This window comes from Niallia sp. 03133 (genome assembly GCF_052663225.1).
The window spans coordinates 270,462-286,015 of record NZ_JBQTCY010000005.1 but is presented as its reverse complement, the minus strand read 5'-3'; the positions used below and the strand labels follow the sequence as shown (position 1 = coordinate 286,015).

At 38.4% G+C, this 15,554-nt stretch carries 13 protein-coding genes and 2 pseudogenes; 10 read left to right on the top strand and 5 right to left on the bottom strand.

Annotated elements, in window-relative coordinates; translation table 11 throughout:
* Positions 1-16 precede the first annotated feature (16 nt).
* Complete coding sequence (locus ACTYBU_RS09530) at positions 17-1,264, top strand: DUF4153 domain-containing protein (protein ID WP_445489182.1); 1,248 nt, start codon at positions 17-19, stop codon at positions 1,262-1,264.
* Positions 1,265-1,330: 66 nt separating this feature from the next.
* Positions 1,331-1,882, top strand: coding sequence for a hypothetical protein (locus ACTYBU_RS09525; RefSeq protein ID WP_445489181.1), 552 nt, complete (start codon positions 1,331-1,333; stop codon positions 1,880-1,882).
* 316 nt (positions 1,883-2,198) lie between these two features.
* On the opposite strand, the pseudogene ACTYBU_RS09520 reads toward ACTYBU_RS09525, so the two are convergent.
* Positions 2,199-2,819, bottom strand: a pseudogene (locus tag ACTYBU_RS09520) (DUF2238 domain-containing protein).
* Positions 2,820-3,138: 319 nt separating this feature from the next.
* On the bottom strand, positions 3,139-3,630 hold the full coding sequence (locus ACTYBU_RS09515; RefSeq protein ID WP_445489180.1) for a hypothetical protein: 492 nt from the start codon (positions 3,628-3,630) through the stop codon (positions 3,139-3,141).
* A gap of 241 nt (positions 3,631-3,871) precedes the next feature.
* On the opposite strand from ACTYBU_RS09515, the gene ACTYBU_RS09510 reads away from it, so the two are divergent.
* From ACTYBU_RS09510 to ACTYBU_RS09485, 6 genes are all read left to right on the top strand, one after another.
* Complete coding sequence (locus ACTYBU_RS09510; RefSeq protein ID WP_445489178.1) at positions 3,872-4,564, top strand: VCBS repeat-containing protein; 693 nt, start codon at positions 3,872-3,874, stop codon at positions 4,562-4,564.
* 420 nt (positions 4,565-4,984) lie between these two features.
* Positions 4,985-6,016 (top strand): ATP-binding cassette domain-containing protein, encoded by a 1,032-nt coding sequence (locus ACTYBU_RS09505; protein WP_445489176.1) that lies wholly within the window; start codon positions 4,985-4,987, stop codon positions 6,014-6,016.
* Positions 6,013-6,828: an ABC transporter permease gene (locus tag ACTYBU_RS09500; protein WP_445489175.1), complete on the top strand. Its 816-nt coding sequence runs from the start codon at positions 6,013-6,015 to the stop codon at positions 6,826-6,828. Before ACTYBU_RS09505 ends, ACTYBU_RS09500 begins: the two co-directional genes overlap by 4 nt.
* A gap of 391 nt (positions 6,829-7,219) precedes the next feature.
* Positions 7,220-8,110 (top strand): LysR family transcriptional regulator, encoded by an 891-nt coding sequence (locus ACTYBU_RS09495; RefSeq protein WP_445489174.1) that lies wholly within the window; start codon positions 7,220-7,222, stop codon positions 8,108-8,110.
* Between the two features lie 198 nt (positions 8,111-8,308).
* On the top strand, positions 8,309-8,827 hold the full coding sequence (locus ACTYBU_RS09490) for an acyl-CoA thioesterase (protein WP_445489173.1): 519 nt from the start codon (positions 8,309-8,311) through the stop codon (positions 8,825-8,827).
* 24 nt (positions 8,828-8,851) lie between these two features.
* Complete coding sequence (locus ACTYBU_RS09485; RefSeq protein WP_445489172.1) at positions 8,852-9,223, top strand: hypothetical protein; 372 nt, start codon at positions 8,852-8,854, stop codon at positions 9,221-9,223.
* Between the two features lie 219 nt (positions 9,224-9,442).
* On the opposite strand, the gene ACTYBU_RS09480 is transcribed toward ACTYBU_RS09485, so the two are convergent.
* Positions 9,443-10,195, bottom strand: a complete 753-nt coding sequence (locus tag ACTYBU_RS09480; protein ID WP_445489170.1) for a CAP domain-containing protein — start codon at positions 10,193-10,195, stop codon at positions 9,443-9,445.
* Between the two features lie 146 nt (positions 10,196-10,341).
* Here ACTYBU_RS09480 and ACTYBU_RS09475 point away from each other — a divergent pair.
* Together ACTYBU_RS09475 and ACTYBU_RS09470 are read left to right on the top strand one after the other, a co-directional pair.
* Positions 10,342-10,595, top strand: a pseudogene (locus ACTYBU_RS09475) (polysaccharide pyruvyl transferase family protein); the annotation flags it as partial.
* A gap of 149 nt (positions 10,596-10,744) precedes the next feature.
* Positions 10,745-12,202, top strand: a complete 1,458-nt coding sequence (locus ACTYBU_RS09470) for a protein adenylyltransferase SelO (protein ID WP_445489168.1) — start codon at positions 10,745-10,747, stop codon at positions 12,200-12,202.
* Between the two features lie 87 nt (positions 12,203-12,289).
* On the opposite strand, the gene ACTYBU_RS09465 is transcribed toward ACTYBU_RS09470, so the two are convergent.
* Both ACTYBU_RS09465 and ACTYBU_RS09460 read right to left on the bottom strand, forming a co-directional pair.
* Positions 12,290-13,114: a lipid II flippase Amj family protein gene (locus ACTYBU_RS09465; RefSeq protein WP_445489286.1), complete on the bottom strand. Its 825-nt coding sequence runs from the start codon at positions 13,112-13,114 to the stop codon at positions 12,290-12,292.
* Between the two features lie 206 nt (positions 13,115-13,320).
* On the bottom strand, positions 13,321-15,369 hold the full coding sequence (locus ACTYBU_RS09460) for a CocE/NonD family hydrolase (protein WP_445489167.1): 2,049 nt from the start codon (positions 15,367-15,369) through the stop codon (positions 13,321-13,323).
* Positions 15,370-15,554: the final 185 nt, after the last annotated feature.

Genomic DNA, 15,554 nt, shown 5'->3' with positions numbered 1-15,554 from the left:
TAGGGGAGGTATAACTATGGATATTAACAATTTGATTATTGAAAATATTGCTAACCCTCATGAGCTGGAGAGAATGTATAGAAAAGACCCGAAAACTTTTAAAAAGTCATTCTCACACGCATGGGAACAAAATCCTGATTCTCAGATTCTTAGCGTTTGGTATGAAAGATTGCATTTCAAGGAGACGGCAAATACAGAAAAATCTTCCATGCCTCAAAAAGGTTTCTTATTCATGGTCATTTTAGCCATTCTGGCCGGGATAAGCACCAGGATCATTTTCCATTTTGTCGAACAAGAAGCAATTGCTCCAATTAACCTGGCTTTTGGTATTATTCCCTTTATTGCTGCCTATTTTGTATACAATAATACTCCGAAAAAAAGTGTTATTTATTCCCTTGCAGCGTTGTTCCTAATTTCCGGGTTTTATCTTAATATGCTGCCATTAAATGATAAAGACAGTATTATCCTTGCATATTTACACATTCCCATATTCTTATGGGTATTGGTAGGGCTTGTATTTACAGGAAATGAATATTCAAAAGGCAGTACAAGATTAGCCTATATTAAATTTAATTTGGAATATTGTATTCTCTACGCCAGCATGGCAGTTAGCGGAATGGTACTAGCAGCATTAACCATGCAGTTATTTAGATTTGTTGGGTTGGATATAGAAGACTTCTATTTTAGCAATGTCGTTTTATTTGGTGCTGCCGCTCTCGCTATTGTGACTGCATACCTGGTATCAATGAATCTTAAACTTGCTAAGAATATTACCCCATATATAGCTAAAATTTTTAGTCCTCTTGTCCTGGTCACATTGTTGGTCTATCTTATAACGGTTATATGGGTCGGAAAAAATCCATTCTTGGACCGCAATTTCCTGATGGCCTTCAACGGAATACTCCTTGGTGTATTGGCCGTTACCATATTTTCCATTACCGAGAGCGACTCAGACGAGAAAAAGAACATTTCAGATTATATAAATTTTGCCTTAATTGTTCTTGCGCTTATCATTGACAGTGTGGCTTTGTCAGCCATTGTGTTCAGACTTTCTTCTTATGGGATTACGCCTAATAGACTTGCTGTTTTAGGAGTAAACATACTTATCTGGGCAAATCTAATTTGGATTATGCTCTCCTATATGCGTTTTCTACAAAACAAATCCGGACCTTCAACTATCCAAGATGCCGTTACTAAGTATTTGCCGGTCTACGGACTTTGGGCAGCTTTCGTTACATTTACTTTTCCTATAATTTTTAACTAGAAAGGGTCTGTTAATGTAACGAAAAGCTAATCTTCTATAACGAATAAAATCCTTAGAGTCGATATTATGCAGCTTTTTATACAGAGTTGCAACTATGATGGTAATGGTCGAACAGGGCGTTTGATTGTCGGGAGTTATTTATCGAAGTACTTAGAAAAATATTCAGCTATAACTTTTTCTTATGCAGTGAATAAAGATAAATCTAAATTTTACAAGGCATTAGAAGAAATACCATCCCCTTTGAATCAAGGAGATTTGACCTTCTATCTAATTAATATGTTAGAGTTGCTTTCGACTGGACAAAAAGGAATCATTGAAGATCTTGAACTTAATTTAATGAAGCTTGAACGAATTAAAGAGTACATTAATAAGGATAAATGGAAAAATTATAAGGACGAACGTGACTTATTATATTTAATAATTAGTATTAATGTATTTGTAGATGATCATATAATATTATCTGTTCAAGAGTTAATGGAATTGTCAAATAAATCTAGACATATTATTAATAGAGTGATGGATTATTTAGTGCTAGAGAAATATGTTGAGATAGTAAGTAAAAAACCAAAAGCATATAAAGTTTGCGATGAATGTTTAGAAAGTATATTACCTTCTTAAACCACACTTAGATATATCACGGTGAACCGTATCATAAGTAAATGAGGTTTTAGAAGCGAGTATGATACCAAATTACAAGTGATCCGATATTAAGTTCAGACTCAACAATTGTTATCTTTTTGAAAAACTTTTTAAAGAGCATTAATAATTGGTGAAGTTAAATGGGAGGCAATGCTCACCTAGAGAGGCTCTAAGTGCCCAACAAGAAAAAGGGCACTTAGAAAAGTTTGTTATTACAGCTATTTAAACCAAGAGAGTGTTGTTTTCTATTTAAAAAGGTGAGATACCTATGTTATTTTATGTAGATAGCAACTCATTATCTAAGTTTTTCCAATCCTTTATAAAGGATCTTTGTGAAAAAAAGCGAAAGAATGGAACCTACTAATAAAAATGCCATATCCCACTGAGCGTCCCATATGTCTCCTTGCATGCCTAAAAAATCTTTTGTAGCTTTTCCTTCTCTCCCTACTTTTGTACTTGCCCACTCGATGATTTCGTAGAAAGCCCCAATTGCTAGCGTTATACATAGAGCAATAAAATTTGTTGTTTTCCTTTTCAATAAAGCTGTTTTCCTTACTAATATCTCTATTATAACTATGACCATACTCCCCTTAAGAAAATGACCAAACCGATCATAGTGGTTTCTTTGTAAATCAAAATGATCTTTGATCTATGTAAAGAGAGGAACTTTGGAATAAGAATAGTGCCCACCTATAAACGTTAAAATGACAAGAAGGGAAATAATGACATAGGAAACAGTAGTAAGGCGAAAATGATTGTATATTGATATCAAGAATATTAAAACTAATACTGAAGGTAAAATTTCCATTAACCAAACAATATAACCTCCCTCAGGTTTAATAAGGGACCAAATAAGAACAAGCATAACAACAAATAACATAAAAAAATGTAATGAACTACTTTTTTTACGTGACACACAAATCACTCCATCAGAAAACAGGATGTATTTAGTATTTGCAAAAAATTTAATAAATATTAGAAAGAGGTATGGGATGCTGGTTCCGAAAAAAACAAATTTCCATCATAGCTAACTTAATTGCTGATTTTACACCCTCAATCGTATCGTGTATTTCAAGCAAGTAGGATAAGGACGAATTTTATTCGTACAGACTCTTTTGAGGTGAAATGGTCATAGTCTGTAAGGACAAATAAACAATCGAAATGATTGTTTGTACCAGGAGAAAAGTCGATAAATAAAAAAGGGGCTATTACGCCCATAAATCGTCTAAAAACGACTAACACAATACAATGATTTTATAGGGAGTAGTTTGGGCTGGAATACTAAATGTAGCAGGACCATATACAACAAGTAGATTTCGGTTTGCAGGATTCAATGTGAAGGGTTGATCGTTTTGTAATAAAATCGAAGTATAACTCGAAATATTCAATTGTAACTGACCATCACTACTCACCAGCTGGCTGTTAAAATAGTCTACCTTTACATTTTGATAAGTGTAATCTTTTACGATAATGAGGGCTTGATATTGTGGTGGGTAAATAAGAATGACAGGTACATTGACATCATAAAAACCAGTTACACGGTCTCCAACTGAAACCATAACACGGTCTAGAAAATAGGTGGATGGACTAATAACGAAATTTACTATTGAACCATCTTCTCTTATTAAGGACAGTAATTTAAAACAGCCTTTTAATTCCTCATCTGAACCTACTAAATAATCTTGAATCATGGTAACCGTACCAGAAAAAGAACTGAATTTTTTCACTTTTTCCCCTCCTATATGATGAATAATAAACGAAATTCAATCCAAACTTCGAGAGCGGGGGCCATGCAATGTCTTAATGTAAATTCAGTAGGCCTTATAAATTTTATGATGCTGGTGATTAGATATTACTTATAAAGAGCTATCGATAAAGAGCAATAATTCTTTTAGACCGTTAGGAAATTATGATGATAGTCATCATGAAAAGGAGTATGTTATGTATAACTATTATCCTAGGACAACTATGAATCAGCCAAGTATTGTTTCGTTTGCACGTGGTGATGTAACCGGAGATAGAGTACCTGATAATGTTTATTTAACTGGAATAAAGACTCCAACTAGTCCATTTACTCAAAATATTACCCTGCTCGTTCAAGATGGAAGAACTGGCGAGGTAAAAAGTGTTCCACTTCGTGAAAATGCAGGCTACAATCCTACTATATTCTTGGGGGATTTTACTGGGAATAGAGTAGATGATATTTTACTAAGTATTGCTACAGGTGGCAGTGGAAGAATCATGTACCATACTATTTATTCCTTTGTGGAAAATACAGAACAATTACTATTTGATTTCAATGTATATAATGTGCAATACCAATATGAGGTTACTTATCAAGACAATTACAAAGTGGAAGTAGTCAGCAAGATCAATAATAAAAAGTACATGATAGACATTTCAACAAAAGGTGCTGAGTATTTAAATGAGATATATGATGAAAAAGGTAAACTGAAAAGTCCTATTACTGGTTTTGTAAATCCTCTAAGTGGCTTATATCCTGTAGATTTTGATTCAAATAAAGTGTATGAGCTATTGGCGTATCAAAAAATTGCTGGAAGATACAATGCAGATTCTTTAGGATATGTTTTGAACACTTTAGCATGGTTAGATAATAGGTTTGTTTTGCAAAATCAGTATGTAGCTATTTTCGGATATTAGGATAGCAAGAAATAAATTTCGGAGAGGTAGAACTTTTTAAATAAGTAATTATTATACAAAATATATAATCCTCATTTTGATACAACACGGTGAACCTTATCACATGTAAACTGTTTTTTTAGTTATACTCGGTTGACGATGGAGTTGGTATTCATAAATAAATATTCACGCTGCGTCAGAAGAAATCTTTACGTTCTATTGGTATTAGACTGTCAACCTGTCATTCATAGTTCACAATCAGTTTATAAAGAAGGTTTATCATTCCAATATAATCAGTATATATAGAATTATGCAGGCAAACATCTTGGCATAAGAAGGATTGCCAAAAAATACACCTCAAGACGGAGGTGGTTCCCGACGTAGGTTCATTTTTAAAAGAGGAGATACAAATTAAAGTAATAAGAAAAGGGAGGAATGGAAATGGAATATGTAAATAGCAGAATAATCACCCCAGATAATAGTGAATGGGCTGTTGAAGCGCGTGGACTCGTTAAAACGTTTGGCGATAATCGTGCGGTTGACGGAGTAGATCTTAATGTAAAAGCCGGTACTATCTACGGGGTACTTGGTCCAAACGGGGCAGGCAAAACGACGACGATCAGAATGCTGGCGACTCTACTGCGTGCAGACGCTGGCTCGGCTAAGATATTCGGATATGATGTGGTGAAGGATCCGCAGATTGTACGTCAATTGATTGGAGTAACTGGCCAGTATGCATCTGTCGATGAGTCGCTTAGCGCTACGGAGAATCTTGTTATCTTCTCTCGCTTGTTAGGGCTGAGTCGTGCTGAGGCAAAGTATAAGGCAACGGAGCTGTTGGAGGAATTTGGGTTAACGGAAGCAGCGAAGCGTCCGTTGAAGAATTTCTCCGGCGGGATGCGTCGCCGTCTGGATCTGGCGGCAAGTCTTATATCGCATCCACCGCTGATCTTTTTGGATGAACCGACGACCGGGCTGGACCCGCGCACACGTAATCAAATGTGGGATACGATCCACCGATTGGTAAAATTGGGATCAACCGTACTATTAACAACACAGTATTTGCAAGAGGCAGATGAACTGGCTGACCGGGTGGCTGTGATTGATCGAGGTCAAGTTGTCGCAGAGGGTACTGTGGATGAACTGAAAGCGTCCGTTGGTACCTCTTCTTTACACCTAAGAATCGAAAGTCCACTCGACATCGCGAATGCCCGACAGACGATTGAACAGGTCCTTAAGGTTCATACAACTGTGACACCGGAAGCTAGGAAAATTACTGCGCCAATGGCGGATGCTGATCTGGTCACTGATCTGCTTATCGTTCTCCGTGAAAAAGGCATCCATCTCGCCGAGTTGAGTGTTCAGAAACCGACTCTTGATGAGGTCTTTTTAACGATCACGGGCCGCAGTGTGGAGGACGACGAATCAAAGGTGTCAGATAAATCATACAAACTAGAGGAGGCAAGACAATGAAAAGCACTTCTATTAAGCCGGTTGTGGAACGTCAACTGTATAACAAAACGAGCTTCAGCCAGACCGTAAGCCATTCGTTAACGATGGCCTATCGAGGTTTGCTGAAGATTCGGCGCACCCCTGAGCAATTATTCGATGTTACACTCCAGCCAATCATCTTTACCCTGATGTTTACCTACATTTTTGGAGGGGCCATCTCTGGAAACGTGCATAACTATTTGCCGGTTATCATTCCCGGAATCCTCGTGCAGACTGTGATTACAACCTCAATCGTTACCGGTGTCCAATTGCGAGAGGACATGGATAAAGGGGTGTTTGATCGATTTAAGTCACTGCCTATTGCGCGGATTGCTCCGTTGGCGGGGGCACTATTGGCCGACACCATCCGATATACGATAGCGGCTGTGCTTACCTTCGCCATGGGCTATTTCATGGGCTATCGGCCCGACGGGGGTCTGGGTCACGTTGCCATCGCTGCGCTTCTTGTCATTTTGTGTTCCTGGGCTATCAGCTGGATCTTTGCCTTCTTTGGTGTAATTGCACGTACTGCATCAAGCGTACAGGGGATTTCGATGATTGTGCTGTTTCCACTGACGTTTCTCTCCAATGCTTTTGTACCAGCAGACACGATGCCCGACTGGCTCCAGTGGTTTGTAAAAATAAACCCAATCTCGCACCTGGTAACAGCTGTCAGAGAACTCACCAACTCTGGCACCATAGGTTGGGACTTAACTATCTCCCTTATTGGGGCAGCTGTCATTGTGGCAATCTTTGCACCTCTCACGGTACGTGCATATATGCGTCGGACATAGTGAGAGGAAATGATAAAGAGTTTGAAAAACTGTGTAAGCAGCTAAGCTTAAGCATAGCTATTTATACAGTTTTTCTGTTTTTGATAAGAATATTTGTTTCTTTTCTCTCCTTTCGTTACTTGAAATGAATAAAGTAAACTTCCATCAGTAGGGGTTTTTTTCTCATCCCCCACCTAGCTTCCTCGATTTCTCGGCATCTTGAGGTGGGGGGCTTACTGCCCGTTAAGAGTGGGATAAATTCCTAAACTTTCTTGTTTTCTTTTTCGATAAAATTTCTCGATTTCCCAGGGTTTTACGAGAGGAGTCGATATTCAGGCTTACAAAAACAGCAGAAAATATCGGAATAATATGGTAACCTATAGTCAAAAAGGAATTAAAAGTTGGTGAAAACATGGAAATAAAGCATTTACTATATTTTATCGAAGTAACTCGCACTGGCAGCTTTACGCAGGCAGCAAATCAGTTATATATTACGCAGCCTGCGATCAGTAGAATCATTAAATCATTGGAAACGGAGATGGGTGTTTCTCTTTTTATTCGTTCTAGGAAAAAATTGGCGTTAACAGAAGCTGGCCGTGTCCTTTATAAACACGCACAGGTATTTGACAAGCAGTTTCAGTTGTTGAAAGCGGAAATGGATAATGTAAAAAGCCTGAAAAAAGGGCATATTCGTATTGGTCTTCCCTCTATTGTTAATTCCTTTTTTTTCTCCCAATTAATTGCTTCCTTTCATAAAGAATATCCAGAGATAACGTTTCAATTGGTGGAGGATGGGTCAAAGCGAATTGAAGAAAAAGTGTTGGATGATAAGCTTGACCTTGGAGTAGTAGTTGTATCGGGCCATCATGATTTATTAGACTATTATTCTTTTGTTAAAGAAGAGCTAAAGCTTATTGTGCCTCCTTCCCATCGTTTTGCCAACAAACAAATGGTTTCCTTGGCAGAACTTAAGAATGAATTCTTCATCATGTTTAATCAGGATTTTTCACTACGAGACCGCATTATTGCAGCTTGTAATAACGAAGGATTTGAGCCAAGCATCATTTCAGAAACTTCACAATTAGATTTTATTCAAGAAATGGTAGCCTCTAATCTGGGAATAACGTTATTGCCTGAAAGCACGTCTGCAGATTTGACCGCTGATGTTAGAGCAATAAACTTATCCAATCCAAAGATTGATTGGAATCTTTCTGTCATTTGGAAAAACAGCGAGCGGTTATCAAAAGTGTCAAAGGAATTTATTCGTTTTGCCAAAGAAAAGCTTTTGAAAAACGATAAGTAGAAAAGAAGGCTTTCTCCAATTTATGGAGGAAGCCTTCTTTTCTAGAATAAAGCATTTACATAACACTTTGTTATAAACTGCATCTAGTATTGGCATTGTACTTCCAGCAAGTATACGCAATATAATAGTTAATATAGATTTCTAAATATAAGCAATATGTTAATAGTATAAAAGGTATAGAAATAAGGTGAACGATGAATGGTACCAAAAAAAATCAAGGATACTCGTATTATTCAAAATGATCAAGTATTAATTAATGATTTGAACAATTATCATACTTTGTTCGGCGGCGTATTGATGAAAAAGCTGGATGCATGCGCAACGCTATCTGCCCGCAGACACGCAAGAGTAAAAGAGTGTGTTACGGCTTCGACAGATTCGGTCAATTTTATCGAACCGATTCGTCAAAGTGATTCTGTTTGTATCGAATCATTTGTTGTGTATACAGGAAAAAGTTCAATGGAGATTTTTTGCAAGGTAATTGCGGAGGATATGATTACTGCAGAACGAAAAATAGCTGCTACTGCCTTCTTAACTTTTGTAGCGCTGGATGAAAACAAAAAGCCAATCAATGTTCCGGCTATTATCCCGGAATCAGAAGAAGAAAAATATCTTTTCGAAACGGGAAAAGAAAGAGCGGAAATACGAAAGCTTAAACGAGAGCAGCACAAAGAATTAGTAGCAAATCTATCTATAAAAAAGCCTTGGGATGAATAATTATCGACTGAAGGAGGAAATGAAATGTTAGTAATATCCAGTTTTAGCGATTTAATGAACGCAAAAAGTGAGATTGATGAATTTAAAATGACAAAACCAACCGTTTATAAAAAGTTTGTAAATGTTATAAACTTAACACGTCAACTTCAATTTAAATTTCAATATATGGGCTGCCTGCTTATGGATGAAGAGCCAAATGACTCCTGCCCTAACGTTAAGGATGACTATGTATTGGCTTTGTATCAAAAGGAAATAGAAAAGCTAAAAGTAGAAAACACTTTTTCTGATTTAAAAAGATTGCTGGCTGATTATAAAAAAATTGGATACGCTAATCTAAGTGCTTTAGTAATGGGAAAAAATCCAAAAGTATTAGTAGGTCCATCAGTAGTTCGATAAAATAGTGAAAAGACATTTTATTTTAATAAAAATTTGGTATAGAAGAGCAGCTAAATAGTTAGCTGCTCTTCATAATGTAGAGAAAGTACTATTTTCTCTACATTATTTTTTGTTTAGCGTCCATCTCTAATACTTTTTTAGTTCCCCTTTTGATTTAGCTTTTTCTATTTACTTTTAAATAATAGCTTGGCTGGAATGAATATTCCCTGATATACAAATTTACTTTTTAACAAACATCTGAACCCACTCATAACCATTTTTTTCAAATCCAACTCCGATATGAGTGAATTTACTGTCTAAAATGTTTGCACGGTGCCCCTCGCTATTCATCCAGGCATTTACAACCTCTTCTGGTGTTTGTTGACCTTGAGCTATGTTTTCACCAGCTGATTGATAGGAAATTCCAGCGTCCCTTATCATATCAAATGGTGATCCATAGGTAGGACTTGTATGGGAAAAGTATCCTTTTTCATTCATGTCTTGTGCTTTTTCGTTTGCTACATTACTTAATTCAGGATAAGCCTTTAAAGAAGGAAGGCCATTCTTTTGTCTTTCTTTATTTGTTAATTTAATGACAGTTGTTATATATTCGCTTCCGTTTTGATTTTGGTTGGCATTTTGATTAGGCTCATTTTGTAGCGGCTGCTGTGCATTTTTTTGAGTTTGTCCTTGTTGTGTATCTTGTGTTTGCATGTTGCCTTGCTGTGATTGAGGCATTTGCTGCTCCACGTTTTGGTCATTCGGAATATAATTTCCTTCCATAGGTCTGAAATCATACTTAGCATCTTGAATCTTTATTGGTAGCGTATGGGGATAATTTTCACTGTTTAAATCGGTATTAATGCTGGAAATCGTATCACTTTCATTATCATGGTTGTTTTTACCTTGTGATTCATTGTTATTGTTGCAAGCTGTTAGCATTAGAAAAATGGTGCTTAAGGTGAGGGTAATATAAAGATTTTTAATTTTCATCATAAAACTCCTTTGCTATTTTTTTTATTTTTTCTATCTTTTAAGAAAATAAATTAGGTGATTTATGGGAATTAGAAAATTGTTGGCACAAATAAACATGTGAATAGGGTACAACGATATTTAAAGGGAGCCAATTTTCCCTACTTATAGAAGAAGACAGAAGAAAAGTCATCTCGGCGTTTAAAGATAACCAAACACTCTCTTTCCCACAATCTGTCTATTTTGAAGGTATAGAAGAAGGAAATCGAGAGAAGAAAAAATTCAGGATGCTTATCACCAAAATCCTAATTTAACAATAGTCGCAAGAGAGTCGCAGACACTAAATCGGTTAAAAGAAACATTTCGTTCAAATGTAATATATACTCCGGGTATGGTGTTATCATTAAATATAGTTCCTAAAGGTATCTCTTTGTAAAAACAGTATAATAAAATTAGCAGAGGCAGACACTAAAAAGGTGCTTGGATATAACCAAAAAAACATAAATATTTAGAAATTTATATTTTCGAGAAAAAACAAAAGACGAAAGAAGAAAGGGAGAAACGATGACAATGATGACAAAAACAGGATGGAACTTTGACAATAGTTATGCCAACCTGCCTAAATTATTTTTTTCCAGCATTCTTCCAACTCCTGTACGCTCACCTAAATTGGTTATTCTCAATAATGAATTGGCAGAATCTTTAGGTTTGGACATTCAGGCGATGCAAAGCAAGGATAGCGTAGAGGTTTTTGCTGGAAATCAGATTCCTGATGGTGCTTCGCCTCTTGCTCAGGCTTATGCAGGGCATCAATTTGGACATTTTAATATGTTAGGGGATGGTAGAGCGGTGCTGCTAGGTGAGCACATCCTGCCTAATGGTGAGCGGGTTGACATCCAGCTTAAAGGCCCAGGGAGAACGCCATATTCCCGTGGAGGGGATGGGCGTGCAGCACTTGGACCAATGCTGCGCGAATACATTATCAGTGAAGCAATGCATGCACTTCGTATACCTACCACTCGCAGTTTAGCAGTGGTAACAACTGGTGAGCCCGTATTCCGAGAAACCAAGCTGCCTGGTGCTATTCTAACTCGCATCGCTGCCAGTCACCTGCGCGTCGGTACTTTTCAATATACTGCAAACTGGGGTACTGTTGAGGATATTCAGGTATTGGCTGACTATACAATAAAACGTCATTATCCAGAAGTGAAAGGGGATGAAAATCGCTATCTTTCACTGCTTCAGGAAGTTGCTAAGCGGCAGGCTGAGCTTATTGCCAAATGGCAGCTGGTTGGATTTATACATGGGGTGATGAATACAGACAACATGACGATTAGCGGTGAAACAATCGATTATGGTCCTTGCGCTTTTATGGATGCTTATGACCCTGCAACAGTATTCAGCTCTATTGACCGTCAAGGCCGCTATGCTTATGGCAATCAGCCGGTTATTGCCGGGTGGAATCTTGCGCGCTTCGCTGAGTCTCTTTTGCCGCTGCTGCATGAAGAGGAGGAGGAGGCAGTAAAACTTGCACAGGAAATCATTTCAAATTTTTCTGCATTGTATCAGTCTAATTGGCTAGCGGGAATGAGAGCAAAACTGGGAATATTTAACGAAGAGTCGCAGGATGAAGCTCTTTTTGATGGATTGCTCAGTATGATGAAAAAGTATAACGCAGACTATACCAATACTTTCCGTGAACTAACGTTTGATAAACTAGAGGATTCCGTTCTGTTTGGAACCTCTGAATTTAAAGAGTGGCAAATGCTCTGGAAGGAAAGACTAGGCAGACAAGAGGAATCAAAAGCCTCTTCTCATCAATTGATGAGGAATAGCAATCCAGCCATAATTCCACGGAACCATCGGGTGGAAGAGGCATTAGAAGCAGCGGAAAAACGAGGAGACTACAGCGTGATGAAACGGCTATTAAATGCTCTTGCAAACCCATTCGCCCACTCAGTAGAGCAAGAGGAATATGCTGCACTGCCAAAATCGAGTATCCCTTACCGAACCTTCTGTGGTACTTGATAGAAAAGTATCCTTTCCAACAATATCGGAAAACCTCTGGAATAGTTAAATAGAAAGGAGTGGAAACGAAATCTTTTCCACTCCTTTTCATTTAAAGAGGATGAAAAACTTAGTAATCCAGGCAATGTATTGGGCGCCAGGCAAAAAGAATAGCTGGGCTAATATAGTTCCGAAGAGCCTTGAGGCTATCATGATGATGGATATGGCTTTAAGGTTTATGTAGCTTCCTTTTTTATTTACCACATTATCTGCAAGAACAGAGATTTTTGGGTCGATAAAAAGGGCGAGAAGAATGGTTGCAATCCCATTTATTAATCCAGATGCCATCATGGCAGCGCTACTCCTGTCTGGCGCTAATAGGGATGCGTAAACTGCGGATAAGACTCCAATGGTATAAACCGATGAAACAAACATATTGAAGAAAAATAATCGGAAAGGAATATCCTTTAATTTTATATGTCTAATATAGGAAAAATTAGGAGCATGAATATGCTTTATTCCTCTTTTAATATACTCCAATGTAAACCCCTTTTTTATTAAAGAAGGTACAGAACCGCCTTCATTTGCTAAATGGATGATTGCTCTTGAGAAAATAGCGGTGAAAGTCGGCAGCAGGATGATCCCCAGCATCGTTCCAAATGTGGAAGCACCGATGAGCACTCTAAATTGTTTCTCCACAAACAATAGAGTATGTTCTTTAGGAGCAGTATCAAGCAGACTTCCTGTAACAGGCTGCTGCATCATATTCGCCATTCTGGAAACAACGACCATCATATTAAATAAGGAAAGGGCAGAGGCAATTAATTTAACTCTTGCTCCGGATAATCTCACTGCATAGGCGAGCGTTTCAATGCTGTGAATAATTAGGGTGAATAATGCGATAAATAAGACCTTGCCTGTAAGAAATTCCAATGGATTCACTTCTTTCTTTACTGCTTGTACATGGGGATATCGTACCATATATTGGATGAAAAAGCTTTTGTGTTTTAAAAGGAAAGAACATAAAAAGAGGTCTTGGTGCTTGAAAAGGCTAAAAAATAAGTACGAAAAAATCAAAAAATCCCGGTATTCTAGACGGGATTTTTTGATCTACTAGGATGGATAAAGAGATTTCCGGCTTAAACTAAGTCACGGGGAACTTCTTTTATCCACTTTTTGTGGAATACTTTTTCTTTTCCTTCATAAGCAGTCAGTTCGTTTGTAAGATAGAAGTACTGGTCATCGGCTTTCATGGTGCTAGTCGTTTCTGTTTTTGTCTGCCAATCCTTTCTTCCAACATGCATGGTCCATTTGCATGTTACTTCTGCAGATAATGGATCTCCTTCTACAATGGTGTAGACATTATGATTGGTGCTTCCATATTCTACTCCATTATGCACGAGCTTGCGGGAGCCTTCATCAGAAAAGTCATCCAGCTTCCATGTGCCGCTAATAATGTCATGCTGCACTTGACGTGTACGGTTTTCACCACTAAATTCTATTTTCTCAGCAACTGCTGCTGTTTCTGGCGGACCAAAAGCAGGAAGTGTATCGTCCATTGCTTTTTTCTCCCTTACAGGAAGGGTAAGTTTTGTATTTTCTCCAGTGAATACTTGCAGTGTCGCTTCTTCAGGAGAAGGCCATGCTTGCGGCCAGTAGGTTGGCGATAGTGCAAGCTGCCAGCGATGTCCTTCTGGTATAGAATGGGCAATCGCATTTAATTTCATATTTATTGTGTACTGTTCACCTGGTACTAACGCAGTTGGAAACTCATGACTTTCACGATGAGTAAGATTTAGCATTCCCCAGCTTACGAGCCTAGAACTGCCATCCGGCGCTACATCACAAAGACGTACAGCAAGCAGTGAGTTTGGCTTGTCTGAGCTGAGCTCTACTTTCACTTCCGGAAAGCCGAGAATTTCCATTGGCTGCTCTAATGGCTCCGATGTAAAGCAAACCGCTAATCCATTTTCAAGTCGCTGGTCTGCCGCATAATCGCCTGGCTGGCCAAATGGACAGAAAACTCCGGCATACAATCCATGCTGCTGCGCACCCGAAACGGTAAGTGTGTCTTGTTTTGGCTGCTCTTTTTCCAAGGTTTGATGAGAAAGCCAATATTCCGCGCTGTTTCTCTTAGAAGGCGGCCAGCTCTCTTCTGCCACCCAACGGCCAGGTCTTTCTTGATAATCAACCTGCGGCGGTACACTATCTTGCATCCATGCGCGAAGCAACGGCTCATCCATAATGCCAGTCTCGATACCTTTTAACCAATAGTCCCACCAACGAAGACATTCCTGCAGGAATCCAATGGATGGTCCAGGAATAGCCACTTCAGGGTATTCATGTGCCCATGGTCCAACAAGTCCTTTTTTTGGTCCTGGAAGTCCTTCGAGTAGACGGAAAACGGCATTCGTATATCCATCCGCCCATCCGCCTACAGCAAATATAGGAATATTAATATCTTCATAGTTTTCGTTTACAGATCCGTGCTTCCAATAAGCTCCTCTTCGTTGTTGTTTTACCCATTCTTCTACAAATGGAGGTGTCTTTTCCATTCGCTCGAACCAATTTTCCCGCCATTTATCCCCGACGATGCGTGGGTCGGCTGGTCGGCTGTTAAAGGCGAACATAGTCGATCCCCACCAGAGCATATCTGATGCTAAAATGTTTCCTCCTTTATAATGCACATCATCCGCATAGCGGTCGTCTGTAGAGCATAGAGTTATGACCGCTTTCAGTTCTGGAGGCCGGTTCGCGGCTACTTGCAGCCCATTAAAACCACCCCAGGATTTTCCAATCATTCCTGCCTCCCCAGTAGACCAGGGCTGTTCAGCAATCCACTTTAAGACATCAGCTGCGTCCTCTTGTTCTTGAGGAAGATATTCATCATACATGATTCCTTCTGAATCACCGCTGCCCCGAAGATCTACTCGGATGCTTGCATAGCCATGTCCAGCAAAATAAGGATGGCGAATAGAATCTCTTAATGCAGTAAAATCATCCTTGCGATAAGGGATATATTCTAAAATGGAAGGTACTGGATGTTTCTCCGCATCATCTGGCAGCCAAATTCTCGCTGATAATCGTGTACCATCTTTCATTGGAATCCAAACATGTTCTATTTCACGAACTTTTTTAGGGAACGTTTTTTTTATAGATAATTGAGAATCTCGAACATTAAAAACCATCATAATCCTCCTGAAATTTATATGATTAAAAACCTTTATGAAAGTGCACAGAAAGTATAGCGATGCAAACGTTCAAGTTAGTTGCATCTCAGTATAACTCTAGGGAATTTGCGATCAATTTTGCATTTTCAGAACATTGTGCTATAATTTTGTAATCATGATTATTTTTTTGGTAGTGATTATAT

Coding starts and splice junctions, on each gene's coding strand:
- ACTYBU_RS09510 (WP_445489178.1), top strand. CDS start 3,872: ATGAATCAGCCAAGTATTGTTTCGTTTGCACGTGGTGATGTAACCGGA.
- ACTYBU_RS09490 (WP_445489173.1), top strand. CDS start 8,309: ATGGTACCAAAAAAAATCAAGGATACTCGTATTATTCAAAATGATCAA.
- ACTYBU_RS09525 (WP_445489181.1), top strand. CDS start 1,331: ATGCAGCTTTTTATACAGAGTTGCAACTATGATGGTAATGGTCGAACA.
- ACTYBU_RS09460 (WP_445489167.1), bottom strand. CDS start 15,369: ATGGTTTTTAATGTTCGAGATTCTCAATTATCTATAAAAAAAACGTTC.
- ACTYBU_RS09530 (WP_445489182.1), top strand. CDS start 17: ATGGATATTAACAATTTGATTATTGAAAATATTGCTAACCCTCATGAG.
- ACTYBU_RS09505 (WP_445489176.1), top strand. CDS start 4,985: ATGGAATATGTAAATAGCAGAATAATCACCCCAGATAATAGTGAATGG.
- ACTYBU_RS09485 (WP_445489172.1), top strand. CDS start 8,852: ATGTTAGTAATATCCAGTTTTAGCGATTTAATGAACGCAAAAAGTGAG.
- ACTYBU_RS09500 (WP_445489175.1), top strand. CDS start 6,013: ATGAAAAGCACTTCTATTAAGCCGGTTGTGGAACGTCAACTGTATAAC.
- ACTYBU_RS09480 (WP_445489170.1), bottom strand. CDS start 10,195: ATGAAAATTAAAAATCTTTATATTACCCTCACCTTAAGCACCATTTTT.
- ACTYBU_RS09495 (WP_445489174.1), top strand. CDS start 7,220: ATGGAAATAAAGCATTTACTATATTTTATCGAAGTAACTCGCACTGGC.
- ACTYBU_RS09470 (WP_445489168.1), top strand. CDS start 10,745: ATGATGACAAAAACAGGATGGAACTTTGACAATAGTTATGCCAACCTG.